Origin of the sequence: Streptomyces sp. NPDC127108, assembly GCF_042677545.1 — a bacterium.
Classification (GTDB): domain Bacteria; phylum Actinomycetota; class Actinomycetes; order Streptomycetales; family Streptomycetaceae; genus Streptomyces.
This window is the reverse complement of the sequence record NZ_JBHXTE010000059.1, coordinates 1-26,044: the sequence shown is the minus strand read 5'-3', so window position 1 is coordinate 26,044 and position 26,044 is coordinate 1. Positions and strand designations below refer to the sequence as shown.

Below are 26,044 nucleotides of genomic sequence, written 5' to 3'. Positions count from 1 at the left end.
GTTCAGTCATGGACCGCCGCATTTTCGGGCTGGAGAACGAGTACGGCGTCACGTGCACGTTCAGGGGACAGCGCCGTCTGTCGCCTGACGAAGTGGCGCGCTACCTCTTCCGCCGTGTTGTGTCATGGGGCCGCAGCAGCAACGTCTTTCTGCGGAACGGCGCCCGCCTGTATCTCGACGTGGGCTCACACCCGGAATACGCGACACCCGAGTGTGACAACGTGACCGAGCTGGTCACCCACGACAAGGCAGGCGAGCGCATTCTGGAAGGCCTGCTCGTCGACGCCGAACGCCGCCTGCACGAGGAGGGAATCGCGGGCGACGTCTATCTCTTCAAGAACAACACCGACTCGGCGGGAAACTCCTATGGTTGTCATGAGAACTATCTCGTGGCCCGGCACGGGGAGTTCTCGCGTCTCGCGGACATCCTGATTCCGTTCCTCGTCACCCGGCAGTTGCTCTGCGGCGCGGGCAAGGTGCTGCAGACCCCGCGCGGCGCGGTGTACTGCGTGAGCCAGCGCGCGGAGCACATCTGGGAGGGCGTGTCGTCGGCGACGACACGCTCGCGGCCGATCATCAATACGCGTGACGAACCGCACGCGGACGCCGAGCGCTACCGCCGACTGCATGTGATCGTCGGCGACTCGAACATGTCCGAGACGACCATGCTGCTGAAGGTCGGCGCGACCGACCTCGTACTGCGGATGATCGAAGCGGGCACGGTGATGCGGGATCTGACGCTGGAGAACCCGATCCGGGCCATCCGCGAGGTCAGTCACGACATCACGGGCCGCCGCAAGGTCCGCCTGGCCAGCGGCCGGGAGGCCTCCGCCCTCGAGGTGCAGCGCGAGTACTACGAGAAGGCGGTCGACTTCGTCGAGCGCCGCGGCATCCGCACCGGCACGGTCGAGCAGGTCCTCGAGCTCTGGGGCCGCACGCTCGACTCGATCGAGAGCGAGGACCTGGACCGCATCTCCACCGAGATCGACTGGGTGATGAAGTACCAGCTCATCGAGCGGTACCGCGCCAAGAACAACATGACGATGTCGCACCCGAGGGTCGCTCAGATAGACCTCGCCTACCACGACATCCACCGTCGCCGGGGCCTGTACTACCTCCTGGAGAAGAAGGGCCAAGCCGCCCGGATCTGCAACGACTTGAAGATCTTCGAGGGCAAGTCGGTGCCGCCGCAGACCACCCGGGCGCGGCTGCGCGGCGACTTCATCCGCCGTGCCCAGGAGCAGCGCAGGGACTTCACGGTGGACTGGGTGCACCTCAAGCTCAACGACCAGGCACAGCGCACCGTGTTGTGCAAGGACCCGTTCCGTTCCGTCGACGACCGGGTGGAGAAGCTGATCGCCGGAATGTGACCGGGCCCGGCCGCCGGGTGACGGGATCGCGGTCGGCGGATGGCCGGATCATGGCCCACGAGACGCCAGGGTGTTGTGGGAACGCAACGCGGGGCGCCGTACGTTCCTCGTACGGCGCCCTTCTCACTGCGTAGAGTTGCGCGCACGCCAACCCACAAGATCGATTGATACGAGGCCCCCACCGTGCGCCGACGCTCACTTCTCCTGGCCGTTCCGGCCGGCCTGCTGACCCTGGCCGGATGCGGCGACGACGACAAGTCCGACAAGGCCAAGTCCAAGGACAGCCCGTCCCCGTCGAATTCCACGCCGCCGAAGGCGAAGATCGTCGACGGTCCCGTGCCCGCCGTGACCAAGGGCACGAAGTTCGGCGAGAAGCCCACGGTCGCCAAGGGCTCCGGCAAGCCGTCGACCGACCTCGCGGTGAAGACCCTCATCGCGGGCAAGGGCGCCACGGTCGCCAAGGGCGACTATCTCCAGGCTCACTACCTGGGCCAGATCTGGGACACGGCCAAGGTCTTCGACAACTCCTACGACCGCAAGGCCCCGACGATCTTCCCGATCGGCGTCGGCCAGGTCATCCCGGGCTGGGACCAGGCCCTGGTCGGCAAGAAGATCGACAGCCGCGTCGAGCTCGCCATCCCCCCGGAGCTGGGGTACGGCAAGCAGGGCAACAAGCAGGCGGGCATCAAGGGCACCGACACCCTGGTGTTCGTCGTCGACATCGTGAACACGTTCAGCACCAAGAGCTCCGCCAAGGGCAAGGAAGTGGCCCAGGACAACAAGGACCTGCCGAAGATCGGGACGAACACCGACGGCAAGGCGCCCTCCATCGACGTTCCGAAGACGGACGCCCCGAAGAAGGTCGCGTCGGCCTACGTCATCGAGGGCGACGGCGACGAGGTCAAGGAGAGCGACACGCTCCTCTGCCAGTACAAGGGCGTGCTGTGGGCGGACGGCAAGCAGTTCGACTCCTCCTACAAGAGCGGTCAGCTCGCGCAGTTCTCCCTTGCGCAGGTCATCCCCGGCTGGCGTGAGGGCCTGAAGGGCAAGAAGGTCGGCAGCCGCGTCCTGGTGGTCGTGCCGCCGAAGGAGGGCTACGGCGACAAGCCGCCGCAGGGCAGCTCCATCAAGAAGGACTCCACGCTGGTCTTCTCCGTGGACATCCTCGCCAAGATGTGATCACCCCCGGGACGGATGGCAGACTGTCCCGGTTGCCCATAACGCACATGAGCAGGAGTTTTTCGTGAGCATCGACAAGCCCGAGGTCGACTTCCCCGTCGGTGAGCCCCCCACCGAGCTGCAGATCAAGGACCTCTGGGAGGGGGACGGCGCCGTCGCCAAGGCGGGCGACTTCGTCAAGGTCCACTACGTGGGCGTGGCCTTCTCCACCGGTGAGGAGTTCGACGCCTCCTGGAACCGCGGCAACCCGCTGGAGTTCCAGCTCGGCGCCGGACAGGTCATCGCCGGCTGGGACCAGGGCGTGCAGGGCATGAAGGTCGGCGGCCGGCGCGAGCTGACCATCCCGGCGCACCTGGCCTACGGCGACCGCGGCGCCGGCGGCGGCCGCATCGCCCCGGGCGAGACGCTGATCTTCGTCTGCGACCTGGTCGCGGTCTGAGCCACCCCTGAGTCACTCCCGGACGTGTCCGCGTTCGATCCAGGTCCGATCCAGGTCCGATCCAGGTCGGATCCAGGTCGGATCCACGTCCGACCGGAAGTGTCCGCCGAGGGCCCTGCCAACCATGGCAAGGGCCCTCGGCTTTTGCCACCACACCCCGGGGCGGTACGGTCGTCGACCGGGAGAGAGAAAGGGCGTCGATGGCCATTGCCAAGGCCGAGCGGCTGATGAATCTGGCGCTGTGTCTGCTCGGGACGAGGCGTCCGCTCAGCAAGCGTGAGCTGCGGGAGTCCATCGAGGCCTACGTCGAGGCCTTCGGGCCGGGGCCCGGTGCGCCCTTCGGGCCGGGCAGGAGCGCGCTCTCCGGTCCTTCCGCCGGGTCCGAGGACTCCTTCAACCGCATGTTCGAGCGAGACAAGGACGACCTCCGCGAACTCGGCCTGGTCATCGAGACGGTGGAGAACCTGGACGGCGAGGTCGGCTATCTCGCCCGCCGCGACAGCAACCGGCTGCCTCCCATCACGCTCGACGCCGAGGAGGCCGCCGCCCTCGGCCTCGCCGCGAAGGTCTGGCAGCAGGCCCGGCTCGCGGGCGCGGCGAGCGGCGCCCTGCAGAAGCTGCGCGCCGCGGGCCTGCCCGAGGACGTGGACCCCTATGAGTCGCACGGCGCACTGGAGCCGCACATCCCCGTGCACGAGGCGGCCTTCGAGCCGCTGATGCTCGCCTGCCGCGACCGGCGCCCCGTCGTGTTCGACTACCGCAAGGCCACCGCCGCGCGCCCCGAGCAGCGCCAGGTGGAGCCCTGGGCCCTGGAGTGCTGGCGCGGCCACTGGTATCTGGCGGGCTGGGACCGCGACCGGGAGGCCGAGCGCGTGTTCCGGCTCTCCCGCATCACCGGCAAGGTCCGCTCACGCGCCGGGAAGTTCCGCGCCGAGGTGCCCGACGTGGTGACCGTGCGGGAGACCGTGGCGAGCTGGGCGGGGGAGCGGGCGGACGGCACCGCGCTGATCCGGCTGCGCAAGGGCGCCGGCTACCCGCTGCGCGCCAAGGCCGTCGCCGCCCGGGAACTCGGCGAGGGCTGGGACGAGTTGGAGATTCCGTACGGGCACGGGCTCGACGCCTGGCTGGTGGAGTTCGGGCCCGACGTGGTGGTCCTCGAACCCGCCGAGCTGCGGGCGGACGTCGTGGACCGGCTGCGCGCCGTGGCCAAGGGCTGAGGGGAACGAAAGCGAGCTATGGCCGCGAACGCCATCGACCAGACCAGGCGGATGCTGTCCCTGGTGACCTATCTGCGCGAACGCCCCGGCGCCCGCGTCGCCGACGTCGCCCGCGCCTTCGGCATCACCCCCGACGAGCTGATCTCCGACCTGGACGTGCTGCCGCTGTGCGGCACCAGCTTCCGCGGCGGGGACCTGCTCGACATCGACACCGACGGCGACCGCATCTGGTGGCGCAACCCGGGCGCCCTCGGCGCGGACACGGCCGAGCCGCTGCGCCTCGCCGCCGACGAGGCCACGGCGCTGCTCGTGGCCGCGCGCGCGGTCGCCACGCTGCCGGGCCTTCGCGAGGGCGACCGGCTCGCGCTGCTGCGCGCCACGGCGAAGCTGGAGGAGGCCGCGGGCGAGGCGGCCGGGGCCAGCTCGCGGCTCTCGGTCACCTTCGAGTCCGAGGGCGGCGTCTTCGCCGACGTGGACCGCGCCATCTCCGAGCGGCGCAGACTCTGGATCCGCTACTACTCCCCGGCCCGCGACCAGCTCAGCGAGCGCGAGATCGACCCGATCCGGCTCGTCAGCGTCGGCCACACCTATGTGGAGGCGTGGTGCCGCCGCTCCGAGGCGCGCCGCACCTTCCGGCTCGACCGGGTCGCCGAGATCAAGATCCTGGACGAGCCGTCCGCCCCGCCCGAGGTCGAGCTGCGGGACCTCTCCGCGGGCCTGGTGCAGCCCGCCGCCGAGGACCCCGAGGTCGTGGTCGAGGTGGGCCCCGGCGGCCGCTGGGTCGCCGAGTACTACCCGCACGACAGCGCCGAGGAGCTGCCCGACGGCGGCCTGCGCATCACCCTGCGCACCCCCGACCCCGCCTCGCTGCGCCGTCTCGCCCTGCGCCTCGGCCGTGACGGCCGCATCGTCTCGCCGCAGGACCTGACGGACAGCGCCCGCCGCGCGGCCCAGGAGGCACTCGCCGCCTATGAAGAGGAGGCCGTGGGTCACGTGGGGGAGCGCGATGGCGAGCGCCCGGGCGGGGCCGACGTCGCGGGAGCGTGACCGTGCGCAGGCTGGAGAACGGAACCGAGGAGAGTTGCGCAGTATGTCACTGATGCCCCTTTCGCCCCAGTCGGTGGCCGCGGTTCTCTTCAAGGCCGCCTGCCCGGACTGCCGTGCCCGCTTCGAACTGTCCGCGGGGGCCCTGCGGTTGGCCATCGGCGCCAGCCGCCGTACGACCTTCTACTCCTTCACCTGCCCCGAGTGCGGCACCGCCGTGCGCAAGCCCGCCGGGGAGCGCATCGTCGAACTGCTCACCGGGGGCGGGGTGCGGACGCTGCGGCTGCACTCGACCGTCTAGGCTCGGCACATGTTCTGGGCGATGCTGGCGGTGGGCGCGGGGTTCTGCGGCCTCGCCGTCCTGAGTGTGTTCGCGATCAAGGTCTTCATCGAGGCGCAGCGGCTCGGCCGCCAGGTGTCCGAGACCACGCGGCGGATCAACCGCGCCGCCGAGGATCTCGAGAAGGCCGCGACCGACGTCGCCCACGCGGGCCGGGACCTCCGCTGAGCGCCCGCTCCGGCCGGTCGTCGGTGCGGGGCGTGGTGCGGCCTGTCGACTCCCCATACCCGGCAGGTACGCTGCTGAAGTGGCCCGAAATGTGAGGCGCGGGCCGCAACTGGGAGTATGCACGGGGATTGCCCTGCGTTTACTCCAGGGGGTTACGATCGCTGCCAAGCCCGGTGGTCGGACGACTGTCCGACACCCGGTCCCGAAATCTGACGCCTCGGTGAAGAAGGTAGACAGCTATGGGTAGGCTCGGCCCCACCGAGATCATCCTGATCCTCGTCATCCTGGTCCTGCTCTTCGGTGCGAAGAAGCTCCCGGACATGGCCCGGTCCCTCGGCAAGTCGGCGCGCATCCTCAAGAGCGAGGCCAAGGCCATGAAGTCGGACGGCAAGCAGGACGAGAAGGCCCCGGCCGACCCGCCCGCGCCCGCCGCCGACCAGAGCGCCCCGCAGCAGCCCCGCACCATCCAGGCGGCCCCCGGCGACGTGACCAGCTCCCGTCCGGTCGCCGAGCCGACCGACCACACGACGCAGCGCTGATCCAAGGCCGGCTGCCACCGCCGGCCTGCCGCACGAGATGAGGACGTGGGTTGCTCAAGTCTGCCCGCAAGAAGGAGAGGGACCCCGAGGGGCGGATGCCCCTCGCGGACCATCTGCGCGAGCTCCGCAACCGGCTCGCGAAGGGGATGCTGGCGATCACGATCGTCGCGATCGTCGCCGCGTTCTACAGCGAGCAACTCATGGAGTTCCTCGCCGACCCCGTGCCCCGCTGCAAGGAGGGCATGTCGACGACCGGCGGTGAGTGCGCCACCGTCGCGTACACGGACCTCCTCTCGCCCTTCACCACGACGGTGAAGGTGTCCCTCATGGCGGGCATCATCGGAGCCAGCCCGATCTGGCTCTATCAGCTCTGGGCCTTCGTCGCGCCCGGACTGCACAAGAGCGAGCGCAAGTACACCTACGCCTTCGTGTCCGCGGCCGTGCCGCTGTTCTTCGGCGGCGCCTGGCTCGCGTACGTGATCATGCCCGTCAGCATCCGGGTACTCCTCGGCATCACGCCCGAGGGCTCCGAGAACATCCTGCCGATGGACAAGATCCTCGACTTCAGCGTCAGGATGGTCCTGGTCTTCGGCGCCTCCTTCGAGCTGCCGCTGCTCCTCGTCATGCTCAACATGACCGGGATGGTCACCGGGCGCCGCATGCTCGGCTGGTGGCGCGGTGTCGTCATGGGCGTCTTCGTCTTCGGCGCGGTGGCGACCCCCACGACCGACCCCGTCGGCATGCTCGCGCTCGCCGGCCCCATCGTGGTCCTGTACTTCCTCGCCGTCGGCTTCTCCGTCCTGAACGACAAACGCCGCCGACGCGCCGACCCGGACGCCGAGCTCGACGACGACGAGGCCTCCGACCTCGACCTCACCCCCGAACCCATCAACGGGAACGAGCCCGCCCACGCCGCCAAGGCGCTCCCGGAGCAGACCGACAGCAGCGGCTCCGAGGGCCGCGCGTCCCGGTACAACGGCTACGACGACGTCACCTGACGGCTCTGACGGCGCTGAGGGCTTCTGCGAGCCCTGACAGCACGGACGACTGGTTGTCGCGGCGGACCGCCTTGTAAGGTCCGCCCGTGACCAGCGAGATCACCCTCTTCGTCAATCCCACCGCGGGCCGCGGCCGGGGCGCGCACGCCGCGCAGCCGGCCGCCGCCGCCCTGCGCGCCGCCGGATTCTCCGTACGGACCGTCATCGGCGAGGACGCCGGGGACGCGCTGCGCCGGGCCAGGACCGCCGTCGACGGAGGCACCGGTGCCCTGATAGCCGTCGGTGGCGACGGCATGGCCAGCCTCGCCCTCCAGGCCGTCGCCGGGACCCGCACCCCGCTCGGGGTGATCGCCGTGGGAACTGGCAACGACTTCGCGCGCGCTCTTGGCCTGCCCGTGCGGGAACCCGCCGCGGCGGGCGCCCTCGTCGCCACGGCCCTGAAGGAGGAGCGGATCCGGGACGTCGACCTCGGACGGGTCGGCGCGACCTGGTTCGGGACGGTGCTCGCCTCCGGGTTCGACTCGCGGGTCAACGACCGCGGCAACCGCATGCGCTGGCCCACCGGACGGTTCAAGTACGACCTCGCGGTGCTCGCCGAACTGGCCGCGTTCAAGCCGGTCCCGTACCGCGTCACGCTGGACGACGGAGCCGTCCACGAGGTCGACGCGACCCTGGTGGCGATCGGCAACGGCACGTCGTACGGCGGTGGCATGCGGATCTGTGCCGGGGCCGACATGAGCGACGGACTCTTCGACGTCACCATCGTCGGCGACTGCAGCCGCAGCACGCTCCTGAAGGTGTTTCCGCGGGTCTACAAGGGCACGCATCTGGACCACCCGAAGGTCACCGTGCACCGGGCCGCCACGGTGCGGATCGAGGCGGCGGGCACCACGGGGTACGCGGACGGGGAACGCCTCGGGGAGCTGCCGCTGACCGCCACCTGTGTGCCGGGGGCGGTGCGCGTCCTCGGGCCGTGAGCCCGCCCGGGCGTCGGCGCCCCGCTCGCCGTACGCCTGCCACCTGCGGATTCGCCCCGGTCCCGATAATGATCGTCCGTTGTCAGTGGTGGCCGGTAGGCTCGAAAGCACGATGACAGAGGACCTCTCACCGGCCGAGCGGTATGCGGCGGCGCGTCAGCGTGCCGCCGAGCAGGCCACCGCACTCGCGTCCTTCCGCGAGATGTACGAATTCGGCCTCGACCCCTTCCAGATCGAGGCGTGCCAGGCGCTCGAAGCCGGAAAGGGCGTGCTCGTGGCCGCCCCCACGGGCTCCGGCAAGACGATCGTCGGCGAGTTCGCCGTGCACCTCGCCCTCCAGCACGGCAAGAAGTGTTTCTACACCACACCGATCAAGGCGCTCTCCAACCAGAAGTACGCGGACCTCGCCAAGCGGTACGGCGCGGACCAGGTCGGCCTGCTCACGGGCGACAACAGCGTCAACTCCGAGGCGCCGGTGGTCGTGATGACCACCGAAGTCCTGCGGAACATGCTGTACGCGGGCTCCCAGTCGCTGCGCGGCCTCGGCCATGTGGTGATGGACGAGGTGCACTACCTCTCCGACCGTTTCCGCGGCGCCGTCTGGGAGGAAGTGATCATTCACCTCCCGGAGTCGGTCACGCTGGTGTCGCTCTCGGCCACCGTCTCGAACGCGGAGGAGTTCGGGGACTGGCTCGACACGGTCCGCGGTGACACCGAAGTGATCGTCTCCGAGCACCGCCCCGTGCCGCTGTTCCAGCACGTGCTCGCGGGCCGCCGGATGTACGACCTCTTCGAGGAGGGCGAGGGCCAGCGCAAGGCGGTCAACCCGGACCTGACCCGGATGGCCCGCCTGGAGGCCAGCCGGTCGTACAACCCGCGTGATCGCCGCAAGGGCAAGATGATCCGCGAGGCCGACCGCGAGCGGGAGCGTCGATCGCGGTCGCGGATCTGGACACCGGCCCGTCCCGAGGTCATCGAGCGCCTGGACGCCGAGGGTCTGCTCCCCGCCATCACCTTCATCTTCAGCCGCGCCGGCTGCGAGGCCGCCGTGCAGCAGTGCCTCTACGCGGGCCTGCGCCTGAACGACGACGAGGCGCGCCTGCGGGTGCGCGAACTCGTCGAGGAGCGCACCGAGTCCATCCCGAACGAGGACCTGCACGTCCTCGGGTACTACGAATGGCTGGAGGGCCTGGAGCGCGGCATCGCCGCCCATCACGCGGGCATGCTGCCGACCTTCAAGGAGGTCGTGGAGGAGCTGTTCGTACGCGGCCTGGTGAAGGCCGTGTTCGCCACCGAGACCCTCGCGCTCGGCATCAACATGCCCGCGCGCAGCGTGGTCCTGGAAAAGCTCGTGAAGTGGAACGGCGAACAGCACGCCGACATCACCCCGGGCGAGTACACCCAGCTGACCGGCCGCGCGGGCCGCCGAGGCATCGACGTCGAGGGCCACGCGGTCGTGCTGTGGCAGCGCGCCATGAGCCCCGAGCACCTGGCGGGCCTCGCGGGCACCCGCACGTACCCGCTGCGCTCCAGCTTCAAGCCGTCGTACAACATGGCGGTGAACCTGGTCGAGCAGTTCGGGCGGCACCGCTCGCGCGAGCTGCTCGAGACGTCCTTCGCGCAGTTCCAGGCCGACAAGTCGGTCGTCGGGATCTCCCGGCAGGTGCAGAAGAACGAGGAGGGTCTTGAGGGCTATCACGCCTCGATGACCTGCCACCTCGGCGACTTCGAGGAGTACGCGCGGCTGCGCCGCGAGCTGAAGGACCGCGAGAACGAACTGGCCAAGCAGGGCGCCAACCAGCGCCGGGCCGCCGCCGCTGCCGCCCTGGAGAAGCTCAAGCCGGGCGATGTGATCCATGTGCCGACCGGGAAGTACGCGGGCCTCGCGCTCGTGCTCGACCCGGGGCTGCCCGCGGGCCGGGCCAACGGACACCGCGGCTTCGAGCACCAGGACGGGCCGCGCCCGCTGGTGCTCACCGCCGAGCGGCAGGTCAAGCGGCTCGCGTCGATGGACTTCCCGGTGCCCGTCGAGGCCGTGGAGCGGATGCGCATCCCGAAGTCGTTCAACGCGCGCTCCCCGCAGTCGCGCCGCGACCTCGCCTCCGCGCTGCGCACCAAGGCCGGGCACCTGGTGCCCGAGCGCCATCGCAAGGGCCGCGCGGCCGCCGCCGACGACCGCGAGATCTCCCGGCTGCGCGCCGAGCTGCGCGCGCACCCGTGCCACGGCTGCGACGAGCGCGAGGACCACGCCCGCTGGGCCGAGCGGTACTACCGCCTGCGGCGCGACACCCAGCAGCTGGAGCGGCGCATCGAGGGCCGGACCAACACCATCGCCCGCACCTTCGACCGCATCGTCGCCCTGCTCACCGAGCTGGACTATCTGCGCGGCGACGAGGTCACCGAACACGGCAAGCGCCTCGCCCGGTTGTACGGCGAGCTGGACCTGCTGGCCAGCGAGTGCCTGCGCGCCCGGGTCTGGGAGGGCCTCGGCCCGGCCGAACTGGCCGCGTGCGTCTCGGCGTTGGTGTACGAGGCCCGGGTCGGCGACGACGCGCTCGCGCCCAAGCTGCCCTCGGGCGGGGCCAAGGCGGCGCTCGGCGAGATGGTGCGCATCTGGGGTCGGCTCGACGCCCTGGAGGAGGAGTTCAAGATCAGCCAAGCCGAGGGCGTGGGGCAGCGCGAGCCCGACCTCGGCTTCGCCTGGGCGGCGTACATGTGGGCGAGCGGCAAGGGCCTCGACGAGGTGCTGCGCGAGGCGGAGATGCCGGCCGGTGACTTCGTGCGCTGGTGCAAGCAGGTCATCGACGTGCTCGGGCAGATCTCGGCGGCGGCGCCGCGCGAGGACAGCACGGTCGGGAAGAACGCGCGCAAGGCGGTGGAGCAGCTGCTGCGCGGTGTGGTGGCGTACAGCTCCGTCGGCTGACGTACACCGGCTGACGCACATCAGCTCTGGGGCGGCCCCTGCCGGGTGAAACCGGACGCTGTTGGTTAATTCCGCCCCGCTGGATCTGATCCGGCGGGGCGGAGTGCTGCGAAGGGTGAGACGCGGGTGCGGGCGAGTGGTCTGCCGGTGAGCCAGGCGTCGAGGCGGGCGAGGTTGATCGCAGCGCCGGTGAAGTGGTGTTGCAGTCGGGTCTTGGCGAGTCCGCGGTAGCGGGATCTGCGCAGGCCGAAAGCCTGGACGCCTTGGGAGATGGTGCCCTCGACGCCAGCACGGTGTCCGTAGCGGTGGCGCCACCGATCGCTGTCCTGTTCGATCCGGGCTTGCTGAAGGATGTCGTGCTCGGCTTGCGGCCGCAGCGTCAGATTGCGGCCGGTCTGCGCGTCGGTGCATGAGGTCCGCAGTTTGCAGGGGCCGCAGTGCCGGGCGGCGAAGCGGACGCGGGTGACCGGGGTGTCCCGGTGGCTCTGGGCTTCTCGCCACGAAACACTGGACTGGCCGCCGGGACAGACGGCCTGTCGCTGGTCCCAGTCAACGGTGAAGTGGGTGTTGTCGAAGAAGTCACCGCTCACCTGCCCCTTCACGCTGGTGGCTTTGACCGGTCCGACCAGCTCCATGCTGTGATCACGCCGGGCGTGGTGGATCTGTTCGGCATCGACGTATCCGGCGTCCACCAGGTGTTCGTCCGGCAGCAGGCCACGCTCGGCCAGCGCGGTGTGGATGTCCTCCAGGACGACCACGTCGTTGACCGGCGCTGGTGTGGTGTGGATATGGGTGATCAGGTGGGGGGCGTCGGGCTCGCAGGTCTCGCTGAGGTGGACCTTGTAGCCGGACCAGCCCAGATCCCGCTTCGATCCGGTCCTGGCCTCGGGCTCGTGCGGGGTCCGTAAGCGGATCAGGCCGGGCGGAAGGTTCTTCGGCTCACGCCAGCGCACGGCGCCGTTGACGTGGTGGAACTGCTGCACCCACGTCTGCCGCAGGAACTCCACTGCGGGCAAGCTCCGCAGGCCGGGCGGGGCAGCAGGGGACCGGAGGGCCTCCAGCACCACGATGCCGTCGGCCCCGCACTGATCGCCGTGCTCGACGCGGGCGGCCCATCGGGAGGGGAAACGGCTGTCCTCGGGCCGGGCGGAGTAGCGGTCGAACCACTCCGGCGCCGCCACTCTCACCAGCCAGTCCCCGGCTTCCTCGGCGAGCTGGTTCAGTGCCGCACGCAGGGTCTCGACCACGAACTCCAGCCGGTTCAGGTCCCTGGTCGCGGCCAGCACATGGGTGGCGTCGGTTCGCTGCCGCTTGCCCGGCTTGACCAGGCCCGCCTCACCGGCCGCCCTCAGCACCGCGTCGAACACTTCCCGGCCGGCGTCGCCGTCGACCAGTCGGCCACGGAACTCGCTGAGCACGGAGAAGTCGAACCCGGTATCGGTCAGCTCCAGCGACAGGGCGTACTTCCAGTCCAGACGCGAGCGGACCGCGTGCGCGGCCTGCCGGTCGGTCAGTCCTTCCGCGAACTGCAATACCGACACCAGCGCCAGCCTGGCCGGCGACACCGCCGGACGCCCCCGGACCGGGAACAGTTCGTCGAACTGGGCATCGGCAAAAACCGGTCCGAGCGTGTCCCGCACCCGCATCGCCAGACACCCCTTCGGGAACACCGCGCGTGCCACCCGCGCCGTCTCCTCCGGGATCTCCGCCAGCCCCACCCCACGCAACGACACGAACCCACCCCTGAACACGACTACGCCCTGCACAACCCCAACGGGGTCGTACAGGCCGTAGTCACGAAGGCCCTCGCGGATTTACCAACAGCGTCCGGGTGAAACCGGTGGGGGCCTTCTTCATGCCCGCGCCGGTGTCCGCGCGCCGTGCGCGCCCCCGGATCGTCACTGCACGCAGCGCTCCGGTCGCCATACGTGCAAATGGAGCTGAGTGTATGCCCCTCGGCGGGCGCTCGCAGAGGGTTGCCGAATATGACTCCAGCGTGATGCGAGCGGACTAAGCTCGCCCGAAGCGCGGCGAGTTGAACGAGTTGCGATGGATTCGCGCGCTTGTTCCCAGATATTCGAAAGTTCGTTTTCCCGCGCGGGGCCGAACCCGGCGGAAGACGCGAAAACCCCACACCCCCCTATACCCCCACACCGATCACATGCATCACATGCGTTACCAGTGTCACCCCCGTACCGTTCCCCAACTTCCTCCCCCAAGACGAGTGTTCAGAGGGCATACATGGTGAGTGTTCAATCGCCTCCCGGTGGCCGAGAAGTCCCTTACGCACGCGTGCTGTTGCTGCCCGCCATGGTCATGGCGGCGGCGACGGGAGCCGCCGTCGCCGCGGTGCCCGAACCGGCCCGGATCGCGGTCGGCTTCTGCGGCGCCATCGCCACGCTCGTGGTCGTCGCCGTCGGCGCCGAGGCCGCCCGACGCGGCCGCGTCATCCGGGACCTGCACCGGAGCCACGCGAAGCAGACCGCCCACCTCCAGCGCCGCATCGAGACCCACGACGAGGACACCATCCGCCTCGGCCGCGACCTGCTGCCGGAGACCCTCTACCGGGTCCGGCAGGGCGAGGCGCCCTCCGAGGTTATCCGGCACGTCATCGACGGCGACGAGACCAACTGCCGGCTGCCGCAGGCCCAGCGCATCCTGCTGCGCTCCATCCTGGACATCCTCGACCGCGAGGAGGCCATGCGGGAGAACTCCCAGCGGGCCTTCGTCAACATCGCGCGCCGCGTGCAGTCCATCGTCCACCAGCAGGCCGCGGAACTGCGCGACATGGAGGAGTTCCACGGCCGCAACCCGGAGGTCTTCGACGACCTGCTGCGCATCGACCACGGCACGGCCCTCATCGGCCGCCTCGCCGACTCGATCACGGTGCTCGGCGGCGCCCGCCCCGGACGCCAGTGGCCCAAGCCCGTACCGCTGTTCAGCGTGTTGCGCGGCGCCATGTCCCGGATCCTGGAGTACCAGCGTGTCGACCTGCACTCCATCGCCAAGGTCGCCATCCACGGCACCAAGGTGGAGCCGCTGATCCACGCCTGCGCCGAACTCCTCGACAACGCCACGCGCTACTCGCCGCCGCAGACCCGGGTGCACGTCACCGCGGTCGAGGTGCAGACGGGCATCGCCGTGGAGATCGAGGACGGCGGTGTCAGCCTCAGCGAGGAGGCCCGCTTGCGGGCCGAGCGGATGCTGGAGAAGGCCCAGCAGGGCATGGACCTCAACGACCTCGGTGAGACGCCCCGCCTCGGCATGGCCGTCGTCGGCCGGCTCTCGCAGATGTACAACCTTCAGGTGTCGCTGCGGCAGTCCGCGTACGGCGGCGTGCGCGCCGTCCTCATCGTGCCGCGCGAGATGATCACCGCCGGGGCCGCGCCGGGGCTCGCGCACGGCATCGGCGCCTCCGCCGTGCCGCGCGTGAACGCCGACGGCACGATCATCGAAGAGGCCCGCGACATCCGCCGCAAGAAGCCGCGCAAGGTCACCACGGTGCCGCGCCCCTCCATGCCGCTCACGGCGTCCATGGAGGACGAGATCCCCGAAGTCACCGAGTGGACGGCCAACGGCCTTCCGCAGCGCAGGAGTCGCGTCAAGATGTCGCTCAGCGAACGCTACGCGCAGGAGGCCGAGGTCCAGCGCCGGGCCGAGGCGGCCATGGCAGCCGCCCCACCGCCACCTCCGCCGCCCGGCCCGAAGGAAGAGAAGGAACCCGGTCTGTGGATCGAGGCCTTCATGAAGGGCGTCAACGGCGAGGACCCGACCGCGGGCGACCGCCCCGGCGACCCGGCGGCCCAGCGACAGGTCCGCGACCAGAACGACCACGGCAGCACCGACAACGCCGATGAGGGGGGCTGGAAGTGATCCAGCAGCGGGCCAACTTCGACTGGATGCTCAAGGAACTCGCCGACGGCGTCCACGGCACCCGGCAGATCGTGGTGCTCTCCGCCGACGGGCTGCGCATCGCGCGCCACGGCGGCGACCCGGACGGCGCCGACCGACTCGCGGCCGCCTGCGCGGGGCTGCAGAGCCTCGCCGCCGCCGTGGCCACCGAGATCCCGGAGAGCGACGGCAAGATGCGGATGGTCATCATCGAGGTCAACGGCGGCTACTTCTACATGATGGCCGCGGGCGCCGGGGCCTACCTCGCCGTGCTCGCCGAGGAGACCGTCGACGCCGGACTCATCGGCAACCGCATGCGGGACCTGGTCGTGCGCATCGGCGCACACCTCACGAGCCCGCCGCGGCGAGACGGGCAGGCCGTATGACTCATCCGCTACACCCCCCGCAAGGCGATGAACCCGATGCCCGCTTCCAGGCGGAGGTGCCAGTCCGACGTGAACGCCGCAGCCCCGAGAACCCCGAGCGGCTCTACATCCTCACCGGCGAGGACTCCGAACGGGCACCGCTCGACCTGGTCACGCTGATCGTCGCCAAAGGCGATCCCTCCCCGACGGCACAGCCCGAACAGTCCGCCGTGGTGCGGCTGTGCCGGACGCCGCTGTCCGTCGCGGAGCTGTCGGCCTACATGGCCCTGCCGTTCAGCGTGGTGACCGTGGTCCTGACGGACATGCTCGCGGCGGACTTAGTGCTGGCGCGCGCGCCCATCGTGCGCTCCGCGCTCCCCGACCGTTCCCTTCTCGAAGCGGTGATGCATGGACTTCAAAAGCTCTGACACGCTCACCTCCGGCGCGATCACCGGCCCCCGCGCGCAGGACGTCCTGCCCGCCACGGCCACGGCCGCCGTGAAGGTCGTCATCGTGGGCGGGTTCGGAGTCGGCAAGACGACGATGGTGGGCTCGGTCAGCGAGATCCGTCCGCTGACCACCGAAGAGACCATGACGCAGGCCGGCATCGGCGTCGACGACAACTACGGCTCCGAGACCAAGACCGCCACGACCGTCGCGATGGACTTCGGCCGGATCAGCATCTCCGAAGAGCTGGTGCTCTATCTGTTCGGCACCCCGGGCCAGGAGCGGTTCTGGTTCCTGTGGAACGGCCTCTTCGAGGGTGCGCTCGGCGCCGTCGTCCTGATCGACACCCGCCGCCTGCAGGTCAGCTTCGACGTGATCGGACGCCTGGAGGAGAAGGGCGTGCCCTTCATCATCGCCGTCAACGACTTCCCGGACGCGCCGCGGCACCCGATGGACGCCCTGCGCAGAGCGCTCGACCTGGAGCAGGGCGTGCCGATCGTGCACTGCGACGCCCGGCACCGGGTCTCCAGCAGGGACACCCTGATGACGCTCATGCGCTATCTGCACTCCCTCGCCGTGGCCAGGGCCTGAGCCCACCACCGCAACCCGCACACCCGGACCCCGCACCACCCCGGGCCCCTACCACCCCGGACCCCATCCCCTCCCGGAACCTTCACGACCCCGGAGCCACCACCGTGACGACCCCTTCCCGGCACTCCCCATCCTCCCCGTCCTCCCCGTCCTCCGCATCGAGCCCCGGCATCGATCCCGCCGCCGCCCCGCCCCCCGGTTGCCCCGCCCACCAGTCCTCCGGCTTCGGCCGCGACGGACTGCGCCGCCTGTACGGCCCCGAGGCGGACCAGGACCTCGCGGGCGTCTACGAGAAGCTGCGCGCCGAACACGGCGCGGTGGCCCCGGCGCTGATCCACAACGACGTCCGCCTCTGGGCGGTGCTCGGCCACAGCGAGAACCTGCACATGGTCCGCACGCCGTCCCAGTACACCCGCGACTCCCGCATCTGGACCGCGGTCAAGGACGGCACGGCGGGCCCCGACAACCCGCTCGCGCCCGTCTTCACCTGGCAGCCGATGTGCACCTTCGCCGAGGGCGCCGAGCACCAGCGGCTGCGCGGCGCGGTCAACGGCGCCATGGCGGGCCTCGACCACCGCGGCATCCGCCGTCACATCAACCGCTACAGCAACCAGCTCCTCAACGACATCTGCGAGACCGGCGAGGCCGACCTGGTCGGCCAGTTCGCCGAGCACCTGCCGATGATGGTGATGCTGCACGTCCTCGGCATGCCCGAGGACTACAGCGAGCGCATGGTCCAGGCCGCCCGCGACATGATCAAGGGCACCGCGACCGCCATCGAGAGCAACGCGTACGTGATGGAGGCCCTCACCCGGCACACGGAGCGCCGCCGCGCCCAGCCCGAGGAGGACTTCACCAGCGCCCTGATCGCCCAGCCCGAGCAGCTCACCGACGACGAGGTCGCCGCGCACCTGCGCCTGGTCCTGATCGCCGCGTACGAGGCCACGGCGAACCTCATCGCGAACGTGCTGCGGATGGTGCTCACCGACCCGCGCTTCCGCGCCCAGCTCAGCGGCGGCCAGATGACCGTGCCCGAGGCGGTCGAGCAGTCGCTGTGGGACGAGCCGCCGTTCAGTGCCATGGTCGGCTACTTCGCCAAGCAGGACACCCAGCTCGGCGGGCAGGAGATCAAGGCGGGCGACGGACTGATGCTCGGGATCGCGCCCGGGAACGTCGACCCCGTCGTCCGCCCCGACCTGTCCGCGAACATGCAGGGCAACCGCTCCCACCTCGCCTTCGGCAGCGGGGTGCACGAGTGCCCCGGCCAGGACATCGGGCGCGCCATTGCCGACACCGGCGTGGACGCGCTGCTCATGCGGCTGCCCGACGTGGAACTCTCCGTGGACGAGCGGGAGTTGAGCTGGCGCTCGTCGATCCTGTCGCGGCATCTGGTGTCGCTGCCGGTGCAGTTCGAGAAGCGGCCGCCGCAGGACGTCAAGGCCCGGCCGATGTCCCATGTGCCGACGCCGCGCAAGAACTGGGAGGTGACGTCCCCGGCGCCCCGACCGGCCGAGGCACCGGCCGCCCTGCCGCAGCCGGTCGCTCCCGCGGCCCCGGCCCCGGAGCCCTCGGCCGCGCCGGTCCGGCGCAAGGGCGCGTGGCGCCGCTTCCTGGAGTGGTGGCGGGGTTACTGAGCCCGCGGCAGGTCCTGCGCCCGCCCGGCCCACACGTCGTACGCGGACCAGGCGCCCAGGGAGCGCCCGCTCTCGAAGCGGTGTGCCGCGCCCGTCACGGGGTCGGTGAACTCCAGGACCCGGGCGAGGAGTTGCAGGGGGCGCCGGAAGTCGTCCGGCGCCACCGGCGGGCGCACCTCGGGGTAGAGCGGGTCGCCCAGGATGGGCAGGCCGAGGGCGTTCATGTGGACGCGGAGCTGGTGGGTGCGGCCGGTGTGCGGGAGCAGCCGGTAGCGCCCCAGGCGGCCGTCGTGCTCGACGAGTTCGACACGGCTCTCGCTGTTCGGCTCCGCGTCCGGGACCTCGTAGGCCGCGAGGACGCCCCGCTCCTTGACGATGTGGCTGCGCACGGTGCGGGGCAGGGGCACCTCCGGGTCGTACGCGGCCACGGCCTCGTACTCCTTGTGCACCCGGCGGTCGCTGAACAGGGTCTGGTAGGCGCCGCGTTCCTCGGGGCGCACCGTGAACAGGAGCAGCCCCGCGGTGAGCCGGTCCAGGCGGTGGGCGGCGCCGAGCGCCGGGACGTCGAGCTGTGCGCGCAGCCGGGCGAGGGCGGTCTCCGCGATGTGGCTGCCGCGCGGCATGGTGGCGAGGAAGTGCGGCTTGTCGGCGACGACGATGTGCTCGTCGCGGTACACGACGTCGATGGCGTCGGGCACGCGCGGCTCGTCGGGCAGATCCCGGTGGAACCACAGGTACACGCCCGGGGCGTACGGCGCGTCCGGTGCCACAGGGCCGCCGTCGGCGCCGACGACCCGGCCTTCGCTCAGCATCGCGTCGATCACGCCGGGCGGCGCCGAGAGCCGGTCGACGAGATGGTCCCGTACGGTCGTCCACGCCACGCCGTCCGGCAGCCGCACCCGCACGGGGTCGACGCCGTCGCGCTGCGGCAGGGGAGCGGGCGGAGTGCGGCGTCTGCGGGTCACACCGGGCAAGCGTACGTGGCGCGGTGACGGCGGGGCGGTCGCGCGCCCGGCGCCGAAAATCGCTGTCCTGTGCGGCGGCCGCGCTGCACGATGACGGCATGCCCTACAAGATCCCGAACGTGGTGGAGGCCGGCACCTTCGCGGGCCAGGCACAACCGACCCTTCCCGCCGTCGGCGGACTGCTGCTGCGCCCCTGGGCGCCCGCGGACGCGCCCGCCGTGTACGAGGCGTTCCAGGACCCGGTGCTGCAGCGGTGGCACGCGCGCGTGGCCGACTCCGAGGACGAGGCCCGCGAGTGGATCGTGGGCTGGCGGGCGGACTGGGCGGAGGAGCGCACCGCCACCTGGGCGGTCGTGGACTCGGCCACCGACGAGGTGGCGGGCCGGGTCGCCCTGCGGGAGATCATCTTCTCCGACGGCCAGGCGGAGATGGCCTATTGGACGCTGCCCCGTGCCCGCGGCCGCGGCGTCGCGCCCCGCGCGGTGACCGCCCTCGCCGACTGGGCGCTGAACGTGGTCGGCCTGCACCGCCTGGAACTCACCCACGCCACGGCCAACGAGGCGTCGTGCCGCGTGGCCCTCAAGACCGGCTTCGCACCGGAGGGCACGAAGCGGAGCGCGGTGCTGCATGAGGACGGCTGGCACGACATGCATCTGCACGCGCGGATCAGGGGGGACGGGGCGGAGGCGGCGGCTGGGTGACGGGAGCGCGTCCGGCGGGCCGGGCACGTGCGGGTGGGGTGTCCCGGAGCGGGGTGCGTGTCTGGGGAGGGCTGTCCGTGACGGGGGTGCGTGTCTGAGGGGGGCGGCTGTCCCCGACGGGGCGCGTGTCTGCGGGCAGTTCCCCCCGACCGGGGTGCGCACCTTCGGGCGGTTGCCCCCGACGTGGGCGCGTGTCCGCGGGCGGTTGCCCCCGGCCGGAGTACGCGCGGAAGGGCGGCCACCCCCGCTCGAGGTGACCGCCCTCCTCCGGCGTCGCGCGACGGCACCGCCTACGGGCGGCACCGCGCACCGGAACCGCGTGCCGGCGCGGTTCCTACGCCGCCGTCTGCTCCTGCTCCGCCTCCACCTGCGCGTTCCACTCCGGCTTCGACGCCTGCCAGCCGTCCTCGTTGTGGCCGAGGCGCCAGTAGCCGGAGACGGAGAGGCGCTCGCGCGGGACCTGGTGGTCGACGCGCAGGACGCGGCGCAGCTCCTTCACGAAGCCCGCCTCGCCGTGCACGAAGGCCTGCACGTCACCGGCGGGGAAGTCGAGCGCGCGGACCGCCTCGACCAGGGCCTGGCCGACGGGGCGACCGCCCCGGTGTAGCCAGACGACCTCGGCGTGCGTGTCGATCTGCTGCTCCTCCTCGGGGCCCTCGACCTCCACGAACGCGCGCACGTCGGCGCCCTCGGGCAGGGACTCCAGGGCGGCGGCGATGGCGGGCAGGGCGCTCTCGTCACCGGCGATCAGATGCCAGTCGGCGGTGGGGTCCGGGGCGTAGCCGCCGCCGGGGCCGAGCATGCGGACCGTCTCGCCCGGCTGGACGCTCCGCGCCCACGGCCCGGCGAGGCCCTCGTCGCCGTGGATGACGAAGTCGAGGGCGAGCTCGCGGGCCTTGGGGTCCCACCAGCGCACCGTGTACGTACGGGTCACCGGCCACTGCTCGCGCGGCAGTTCCTCGCGGATCCGCTGGATGTCGAAGGGCTCGGGGTACGTCACGCCGTCGGGCGCGAAGAGCAGTTTCACGTAGTGGTCCGTGCAGTCCCCGGCCGTGAACTCCGCAAGACCCTCGCCGCCGACGACCACGCGCCGCATGTGTGGCGTCAGCTGCTCGGCGCGCACGACCTGCGCGATGTGGGGCTTGGGAGTCCTGCGTGCGGGTCGCTCTGCCATGGCGGTCGGCCTTCCCCTGAAACGCTATTGGTTAGGTAAGCCTAACTTAGCATTCCGTCCGGGGCATGGGGAAAGGTCACCGCGGCAGCACCGACAGGAGCCGGTGCACGGCCCCGCCGAGCCCCCAGCGGGCCGCCAGCTCCTCCAGGGCGGCCGGATCGCGCGGCTCGCGCGGCAGCGCCAGGTCGACGTCCGGCAGCGGCACGTCGCTCGCGACCCGGACCACCTTCGGGGCCACCGCCACATAGGCGCGGGACTCGTCCAGGCGCTTGCGCTGCGACGGCGTGAGCTTGGACCGGGGGTCGTCGACCGCCGCCATGATCCCGGCCAGGTCGCCGAAGGCGTCGAGCAGCTTGGCCGCGGTCTTCTCGCCGATGCCGGGCACCCCGGGAAGCCCGTCGCTCGGGTCGCCGCGCAGCAGGGCGAGATCCACATAGCCGGAGCCGTCCACGCCGTACTTCTCGCGCAGCCACGCCTCGTCGGTCACCTGAAGGGTGCCCACTCCCTTCAAGGGGTAGAGGACGCGGATGCCGCGGGCGTCGTCCACGAGCTGGTACAGGTCGCGGTCGCCGGTGATGATGTCGACCGGGCCCGTGGCCCGCGCCGCGTACGTGCCGATCACGTCGTCGGCCTCGTATGCCGCCACGCCCACGCGGGCGATGCCGAGGGCGTCCAGGACGTCCTCGATGACGGGGACCTGGGGGGAGAGGGTGTCGGGGATCTCCTCGGCGTCCGGGTCCGGGGTGCCCGCCGGGGCCTCCTCGGCCACGCGGTGCGCCTTGTACGAGGGGATGAGCTCCACCCGCCAGTGCGGGCGCCAGTCGGCGTCCATGCAGGCGACCAGGTCGTCGGGGTGGTGGTCCTGGACGAGGCGGGTGATGAAGTCGAGCAGGCCGCGCACCGCGTTCACCGGAGTGCCGTCCGGGGCCCGCACGGACTCGGGGACCCCGAAGTAGGCCCGGAAGTACAAGGACGCCGTGTCGAGCAGCATCAGCCGCCGCGTTGCTTGAGTCACGAGCGCATCATGCCGCACCGCACTGACAGGAGCGGTCGAAGAACAGTCGCGAATGTGACCTGAGACACTCTTGCGTTTGGCTCCTGTAAGCGTGGGAAGGCGCGCACGCGGAGCGAACCCGGTCGAGTTTTCAACTTCTTGACGGGCAAGCGGGCAGACCCGCGTCGCTCCACGGCCCGCCGGCGGGGGAGGCGGGCCGTCTTGGTTCAACCCGAGAGGTGTATGTGTCCAGGCTGCAAGCCGAGCACCTGTACAAGGTGTTCGGCAGACGACCCGATGACGCGGTGGAGAAACTCCGCCACGGAACCGACCGTGAAGAGCTGCGCGCGAAGGGAACCACCGCCGCGGTGATCGACGCGTCCTTCACCGTCGAACCGGGCCAGATCTTCGTCGTCATGGGTCTCTCCGGTTCCGGCAAGTCCACGTTGCTGCGCATGCTCAACGGACTTTCGGAGCCGACGGCCGGGCAGGTGCTCTTCGACGGGCAGGACCTGACCAAGCTCAGCGCGCGCGAACTGCGCGAGGTGCGCTCCAAGAAGATCAGCATGGTCTTCCAGCACTTCGCCCTGTTCCCGCACCGCAGCGTCCTCGAGAACGCCGCGTACGGCCTCGAAGTGCAGGGCGTGCCGCGTGCCGAGCGCGAGAAGCGGGCCCTGGAGGCGCTCGAGCTCGCCGGGCTCAAGGGCTGGGAGAAGTCCTGGCCCGACGAGCTGTCCGGCGGCATGCAGCAGCGCGTGGGCCTGGCCCGCGCGCTCGCCACGGACGCCGACCTGCTGCTCATGGACGAGTCGTTCAGCGCGCTCGACCCGCTGATCCGCCGCGACATGCAGGACCAGCTCCTGGAGCTGCAGAAGCGCCTGAAGAAGACCATCGTCTTCATCACCCACGATCTGAACGAGGCCATGCGCCTCGGCGATCAGATCGCCGTCATGCGCGACGGCCGCATCGTCCAGATCGGCACGTCCGAGGACATCCTCGTCACCCCGGCCAACGACTACGTCGCCTCGTTCACGCAGGACGTCGACCGCTCCCGGGTGCTGACCGCGGGCGCCATCATGGCCGACCCCGACAAGGACTTCGTCCGGGCCGACGCCCCCGCGACGGTCACCGAGGACACCCCGATCATCGAGCTGTTCACGCCCTGCTCCACCAGCGGCGTGGCGGTCGCCGTGACCGACGCCGACGGCAAGCTCGTCGGCGTCGTGCCGCGGGCGCGGCTGCTCGCCGTGCTCGGGGAGCCCGCGCCGGCGGAGCCGCAGGACGTGGTCGTCCCCGTGGAGCAGGCCAAGGACAACGGCGGCAAGAACGTGGGCAAGGTGAGCAGCGGTGCCTAGGATTCCCTTCGGCGACTGGGTCAATGACGCGGTCGAATGGTCCAGAACCCACATGGACTGGCTGTTCGACTTCATCAAGACGCTCTTCCAGAACATGTGGGACGGCGTCTACGACGTCCTCTCCGGGCCCGAGCCGCTCCTGATGGCGGGCATCCTCGCCGTCATCGCCTTCTGGCTGCGCGGCCTGCTCGGCGGTGTGCTCGCCTTCGCCGGCTTCGCGTTCATCGTGTCCCTGGAGTTGTGGGACAACGCGATGATGACGCTGTCCCTGGTGCTCGTCTCGACCTTCGTGGCGCTGGTCATAGCCGTGCCCGTGGGCATCTGGGCGGCGCGCTCCAAGACGGTCAGCGGCATCGTCAGGCCGGTCCTCGACCTGATGCAGACGCTGCCCGCGATGATCTACCTCATCCCGGCGCTGCTGTTCTTCCGGATGGGCGCCCCCGCGGGCATCGTCGCCACGATCGTCTTCGCGCTCGCCCCCGGCGTGCGCATGACGGAGCTGGGCATCCGCCAGGTCGACAAGGAGCTGGTCGAGGCGGCCGACGCGTTCGGCACCACGCCCCGCAACACCCTCTTCCGGGTCCAGCTCCCGCTCGCCCTGCCGACGATCATGGCCGGTGTCAACCAGGTCATCATGCTCGGCCTCTCCATGGCGGCCCTGACCGGCATGGTCGGCACCCCGGGTCTCGGCGCCGACGTCAACGCCGCCATCGGCCAGCTCGACGTCGGCCTCGGCGCGGAGGCGGGCATCTCCATCGTGATCCTCGCCATCTACCTGGACCGCGTCACCAGCGGCCTGGGCGGCCAGGTCTCCCCGCTGGGCCGCCGCGCGCTCGCCAAGCTGCGCGCCGCGCAGGGCCTGAACGTGTGGAACTACCGCCCCCGGCCGGTCGTCGCGATGGCTGGCGTCGTCGCCCTCGCGCTCGTCGCGGGCGGCATGGGCATCTTCGGCGACAGCGACTCCGAATCCGTGGCCGACTCCGAGAACGTCGGCCAGGGCAAGGAAGTCAAGATCGGCTACATCCCCTGGGACGAGGGCATCGCCTCCACCTTCCTCTGGAAGGAGGCGCTGGAGCAGCGCGGCTTCAAGGTGAGCACCAGCCAGCTGGAGGCCGGTCCGCTGTACACCTCCCTGGCGCAGGGCGACATCGACTTCCAGACCGACTCCTGGCTGCCGACGACGCACGCCTCGTACTGGAAGAAGTACGGCAAGGACCTGGAGGACCTGGGCTCCTGGTTCGGCCCCACGTCCCTTGAGCTGACCGTGCCCGCGTACATGAAGGACATCAACTCCCTCGAGGACCTCAAGGGCAAGGGCGGCACGTTCGACGGCAAGATCACCGGCATCGAGACCAGCGCCGGAATGATGGGTCTGCTCAAGGACAAGGTGCTCGACGCGTACGGCCTCAAGAAGGAGTACAAGGTCGTCGACGGCTCGACGCCCGCGATGCTCGCCGAGCTGAAGTCGGCGTACGCCAAGAAGGAGCCGATCGTCACCACCCTGTGGTCGCCGCACTGGGCGTACAGCGACTTCAAGCTGAAGAAGCTCAAGGACCCGAAGGGTGCCTGGGGCAAGGGCGACGGGGTGCACACGCTGGCGCGCAAGGGCTTCTCGAAGGAGAACCCGCAGGTCGGCAAGTGGCTCAAGGACTTCAAGATGAGCGAGAAGCAGCTCACCAGCCTTGAGGCCGAGATCAACAAGGCGGGCAAGGGCAAGCAGCAGGAAGCCGTCCGCACCTGGCTGAAGAAGAACCCGGGCGTCCTCGACAAGATGGCGCCCCTGCCGAAGAACTCCGGCGGTGACGAGAACAAGCGTCCGCTGAAGGCCGCGTACTTCGCCTGGGACGAGAACATCGCCGTCACCCAGCTGTGGAAGCGCGTCCTGGAGAAGCGCGGCTACAAGATGGAGCTGACCCCGGCCGACGTGGGCCCCGCCTACACCGGTCTCGCGCAGGGCGACCTCGACCTCAACCTCGACGCCTGGCTGCCGACGGCCCAGAAGCAGTACTGGGACAAGAACAAGGCCAACCTCAAGGACCTCGGCTCCTGGTACAGCCCGACGTCCCTGGAGGTCGCCGTCCCGTCCTACGTCAAGGACGTGAAGTCCCTGGAGGACCTCAAGGGCAAGGGCGGCAAGTTCAACGGCAAGATCATCGGCATCGAGCCGGGCACCGGCGTGATGCAGGCGCTCAAGGACAAGGTCCTGCCGGGGTACGGCCTCGAGGACGAGTACGAGATCGCCGCGGGCTCGACCCCCGCGATGCTCTCCGAGCTGAAGTCCGCGTACGCCAAGAAGGAGCCGGTAGCGGTCCTGCTCTGGTCGCCGCACTGGGCGTACAGCGAGTACGACCTCACCAAGCTGAAGGACCCCAAGGGCGGCTTCGGCAAGGGCAACACGATCCGCACGCTCTCCAGCAAGGACTTCCCCGAGCAGTACCCGCAGCTCACGAAGTGGCTCAAGAACTTCAAGATGAGCGAGGGGCAGCTGGGCTCCCTGGAGAACGAGATCAACAAGGCGGGCAAGAACAACGAGCCCAAGGCCGTCGACGCCTGGTTGAAGAAGAACCCGGGCTTCGAGGAGAAGATGACGGCCGTGCAGTAGGCCACGGCCTTCACCGTCCCCCGAGGGGTGGGTGCCGCCCCACCGCGGGGCCCACCGCACGCGGCGTTACGGGGGCCTGCCCCGCGCACCGCCGCCGTCGCGCGGCCGGGGGGTGTGCGGTTGTAGGGGGA

At 70.5% G+C, this 26,044-nt stretch carries 23 protein-coding genes; 19 read left to right on the top strand and 4 right to left on the bottom strand.

The features are described from left to right. Window positions 1-8 precede the first annotated feature (8 nt). The 11 genes from pafA (at window position 9) to ACFVHO_RS35720 (ending at window position 11,194) form a co-directional block, all read left to right on the top strand. Window positions 9-1,370, top strand: a complete 1,362-nt coding sequence (gene pafA, locus ACFVHO_RS35770; protein WP_385724206.1) for a Pup--protein ligase — start codon at window positions 9-11, stop codon at window positions 1,368-1,370. Window positions 1,371-1,553: 183 nt separating this feature from the next. Further along, entirely contained in the window at window positions 1,554-2,549 is a 996-nt protein-coding gene (locus tag ACFVHO_RS35765) for an FKBP-type peptidyl-prolyl cis-trans isomerase (protein WP_380838335.1), read from the top strand. 64 nt (window positions 2,550-2,613) lie between these two features. Further along, on the top strand, window positions 2,614-2,988 hold the full coding sequence (locus ACFVHO_RS35760) for an FKBP-type peptidyl-prolyl cis-trans isomerase (RefSeq protein WP_289953024.1): 375 nt from the start codon (window positions 2,614-2,616) through the stop codon (window positions 2,986-2,988). 200 nt (window positions 2,989-3,188) lie between these two features. Beyond that, the gene (locus tag ACFVHO_RS35755) at window positions 3,189-4,205 is read left to right on the top strand and encodes a helix-turn-helix transcriptional regulator (RefSeq protein WP_385724203.1); all 1,017 of its coding nucleotides are present in this window, start codon (window positions 3,189-3,191) and stop codon (window positions 4,203-4,205) included. Window positions 4,206-4,223: 18 nt separating this feature from the next. Then, window positions 4,224-5,252, top strand: a complete 1,029-nt coding sequence (locus ACFVHO_RS35750; RefSeq protein WP_385724200.1) for a helix-turn-helix transcriptional regulator — start codon at window positions 4,224-4,226, stop codon at window positions 5,250-5,252. A gap of 52 nt (window positions 5,253-5,304) precedes the next feature. Further along, the gene (locus ACFVHO_RS35745; RefSeq protein ID WP_385724198.1) at window positions 5,305-5,550 is read left to right on the top strand and encodes a hypothetical protein; all 246 of its coding nucleotides are present in this window, start codon (window positions 5,305-5,307) and stop codon (window positions 5,548-5,550) included. A gap of 9 nt (window positions 5,551-5,559) precedes the next feature. Next, window positions 5,560-5,757, top strand: a complete 198-nt coding sequence (locus tag ACFVHO_RS35740) for a hypothetical protein (protein WP_385724195.1) — start codon at window positions 5,560-5,562, stop codon at window positions 5,755-5,757. Between the two features lie 239 nt (window positions 5,758-5,996). Then, window positions 5,997-6,296, top strand: coding sequence for a Sec-independent protein translocase subunit TatA (gene tatA / locus ACFVHO_RS35735; RefSeq protein WP_385724192.1), 300 nt, complete (start codon window positions 5,997-5,999; stop codon window positions 6,294-6,296). Between the two features lie 95 nt (window positions 6,297-6,391). Continuing rightward, window positions 6,392-7,294: a twin-arginine translocase subunit TatC gene (tatC, locus tag ACFVHO_RS35730; RefSeq protein ID WP_385724262.1), complete on the top strand. Its 903-nt coding sequence runs from the start codon at window positions 6,392-6,394 to the stop codon at window positions 7,292-7,294. 86 nt (window positions 7,295-7,380) lie between these two features. After that, window positions 7,381-8,271 carry a diacylglycerol kinase gene (locus ACFVHO_RS35725; RefSeq protein WP_385724189.1) on the top strand — a complete coding sequence of 297 codons (891 nt, stop codon included), beginning with the start codon at window positions 7,381-7,383 and terminating at the stop codon, window positions 8,269-8,271. Between the two features lie 112 nt (window positions 8,272-8,383). Next, window positions 8,384-11,194 carry a DEAD/DEAH box helicase gene (locus ACFVHO_RS35720; protein WP_385724186.1) on the top strand — a complete coding sequence of 937 codons (2,811 nt, stop codon included), beginning with the start codon at window positions 8,384-8,386 and terminating at the stop codon, window positions 11,192-11,194. Window positions 11,195-11,259: 65 nt separating this feature from the next. On the opposite strand, the gene ACFVHO_RS35715 is transcribed toward ACFVHO_RS35720, so the two are convergent. After that, a complete protein-coding gene (locus ACFVHO_RS35715; protein WP_385724183.1) occupies window positions 11,260-12,927 on the bottom strand; it encodes an IS1182 family transposase in 1,668 nt (555 codons plus the stop codon). A 508-nt stretch (window positions 12,928-13,435) separates the two neighbouring features. Here ACFVHO_RS35715 and ACFVHO_RS35710 point away from each other — a divergent pair. The 5 genes from ACFVHO_RS35710 to ACFVHO_RS35690 all read left to right on the top strand — a co-directional run bounded on the left by ACFVHO_RS35710 (window position 13,436) and on the right by ACFVHO_RS35690 (window position 18,122). After that, window positions 13,436-15,067, top strand: a complete 1,632-nt coding sequence (locus tag ACFVHO_RS35710; RefSeq protein ID WP_385724180.1) for an ATP-binding protein — start codon at window positions 13,436-13,438, stop codon at window positions 15,065-15,067. Next, window positions 15,064-15,471, top strand: coding sequence for a roadblock/LC7 domain-containing protein (locus ACFVHO_RS35705; protein WP_385724178.1), 408 nt, complete (start codon window positions 15,064-15,066; stop codon window positions 15,469-15,471). Before ACFVHO_RS35710 ends, ACFVHO_RS35705 begins: the two co-directional genes overlap by 4 nt. After that, on the top strand, window positions 15,468-15,878 hold the full coding sequence (locus ACFVHO_RS35700) for a DUF742 domain-containing protein (RefSeq protein WP_385724175.1): 411 nt from the start codon (window positions 15,468-15,470) through the stop codon (window positions 15,876-15,878). The genes ACFVHO_RS35705 and ACFVHO_RS35700 overlap by 4 nt, the downstream gene beginning before the upstream one ends. Next, window positions 15,859-16,488: an ATP/GTP-binding protein gene (locus tag ACFVHO_RS35695; RefSeq protein WP_385724172.1), complete on the top strand. Its 630-nt coding sequence runs from the start codon at window positions 15,859-15,861 to the stop codon at window positions 16,486-16,488. Before ACFVHO_RS35700 ends, ACFVHO_RS35695 begins: the two co-directional genes overlap by 20 nt. A gap of 104 nt (window positions 16,489-16,592) precedes the next feature. Next, window positions 16,593-18,122, top strand: coding sequence for a cytochrome P450 (locus ACFVHO_RS35690; protein WP_385724169.1), 1,530 nt, complete (start codon window positions 16,593-16,595; stop codon window positions 18,120-18,122). Here the strand turns inward: ACFVHO_RS35690 and ACFVHO_RS35685 are convergent. Further along, entirely contained in the window at window positions 18,116-19,087 is a 972-nt protein-coding gene (locus ACFVHO_RS35685; RefSeq protein WP_385724166.1) for an RluA family pseudouridine synthase, read from the bottom strand. The genes ACFVHO_RS35690 and ACFVHO_RS35685 overlap by 7 nt on opposite strands. A gap of 98 nt (window positions 19,088-19,185) precedes the next feature. Between ACFVHO_RS35685 and ACFVHO_RS35680 the strand changes: the two genes are divergently transcribed. Continuing rightward, entirely contained in the window at window positions 19,186-19,788 is a 603-nt protein-coding gene (locus ACFVHO_RS35680) for a GNAT family N-acetyltransferase (protein WP_385724163.1), read from the top strand. A 334-nt stretch (window positions 19,789-20,122) separates the two neighbouring features. On the opposite strand, the gene ACFVHO_RS35675 is transcribed toward ACFVHO_RS35680, so the two are convergent. Together ACFVHO_RS35675 and ACFVHO_RS35670 are read right to left on the bottom strand one after the other, a co-directional pair. Further along, window positions 20,123-20,962, bottom strand: coding sequence for a siderophore-interacting protein (locus tag ACFVHO_RS35675; RefSeq protein ID WP_385724160.1), 840 nt, complete (start codon window positions 20,960-20,962; stop codon window positions 20,123-20,125). A 76-nt stretch (window positions 20,963-21,038) separates the two neighbouring features. Then, entirely contained in the window at window positions 21,039-21,953 is a 915-nt protein-coding gene (locus ACFVHO_RS35670; RefSeq protein ID WP_385724259.1) for a 5'-3' exonuclease H3TH domain-containing protein, read from the bottom strand. A gap of 248 nt (window positions 21,954-22,201) precedes the next feature. Between ACFVHO_RS35670 and ACFVHO_RS35665 the strand changes: the two genes are divergently transcribed. Further along, window positions 22,202-23,311 (top strand): glycine betaine/L-proline ABC transporter ATP-binding protein, encoded by a 1,110-nt coding sequence (locus ACFVHO_RS35665; RefSeq protein WP_385724157.1) that lies wholly within the window; start codon window positions 22,202-22,204, stop codon window positions 23,309-23,311. Beyond that, window positions 23,304-25,913 (top strand): ABC transporter permease/substrate binding protein, encoded by a 2,610-nt coding sequence (locus tag ACFVHO_RS35660; protein ID WP_385724155.1) that lies wholly within the window; start codon window positions 23,304-23,306, stop codon window positions 25,911-25,913. Before ACFVHO_RS35665 ends, ACFVHO_RS35660 begins: the two co-directional genes overlap by 8 nt. Window positions 25,914-26,044: the final 131 nt, after the last annotated feature.

Bases quoted from the DNA above. Each gene is read 5' to 3' on its own strand.
- pafA (WP_385724206.1), top strand. From the start codon at position 9: ATGGACCGCCGCATTTTCGGGCTGGAGAACGAGTACGGCGTCACGTGC.
- ACFVHO_RS35755 (WP_385724203.1), top strand. From the start codon at position 3,189: ATGGCCATTGCCAAGGCCGAGCGGCTGATGAATCTGGCGCTGTGTCTG.
- ACFVHO_RS35750 (WP_385724200.1), top strand. From the start codon at position 4,224: ATGGCCGCGAACGCCATCGACCAGACCAGGCGGATGCTGTCCCTGGTG.
- ACFVHO_RS35745 (WP_385724198.1), top strand. From the start codon at position 5,305: ATGCCCCTTTCGCCCCAGTCGGTGGCCGCGGTTCTCTTCAAGGCCGCC.
- ACFVHO_RS35740 (WP_385724195.1), top strand. From the start codon at position 5,560: ATGTTCTGGGCGATGCTGGCGGTGGGCGCGGGGTTCTGCGGCCTCGCC.
- tatA (WP_385724192.1), top strand. From the start codon at position 5,997: ATGGGTAGGCTCGGCCCCACCGAGATCATCCTGATCCTCGTCATCCTG.
- tatC (WP_385724262.1), top strand. From the start codon at position 6,392: ATGCCCCTCGCGGACCATCTGCGCGAGCTCCGCAACCGGCTCGCGAAG.
- ACFVHO_RS35720 (WP_385724186.1), top strand. From the start codon at position 8,384: ATGACAGAGGACCTCTCACCGGCCGAGCGGTATGCGGCGGCGCGTCAG.
- ACFVHO_RS35710 (WP_385724180.1), top strand. From the start codon at position 13,436: ATGGTGAGTGTTCAATCGCCTCCCGGTGGCCGAGAAGTCCCTTACGCA.
- ACFVHO_RS35700 (WP_385724175.1), top strand. From the start codon at position 15,468: ATGACTCATCCGCTACACCCCCCGCAAGGCGATGAACCCGATGCCCGC.
- ACFVHO_RS35695 (WP_385724172.1), top strand. From the start codon at position 15,859: ATGGACTTCAAAAGCTCTGACACGCTCACCTCCGGCGCGATCACCGGC.
- ACFVHO_RS35680 (WP_385724163.1), top strand. From the start codon at position 19,186: ATGCCCTACAAGATCCCGAACGTGGTGGAGGCCGGCACCTTCGCGGGC.
- ACFVHO_RS35675 (WP_385724160.1), bottom strand. From the start codon at position 20,962: ATGGCAGAGCGACCCGCACGCAGGACTCCCAAGCCCCACATCGCGCAG.
- ACFVHO_RS35670 (WP_385724259.1), bottom strand. From the start codon at position 21,953: ATGCTGCTCGACACGGCGTCCTTGTACTTCCGGGCCTACTTCGGGGTC.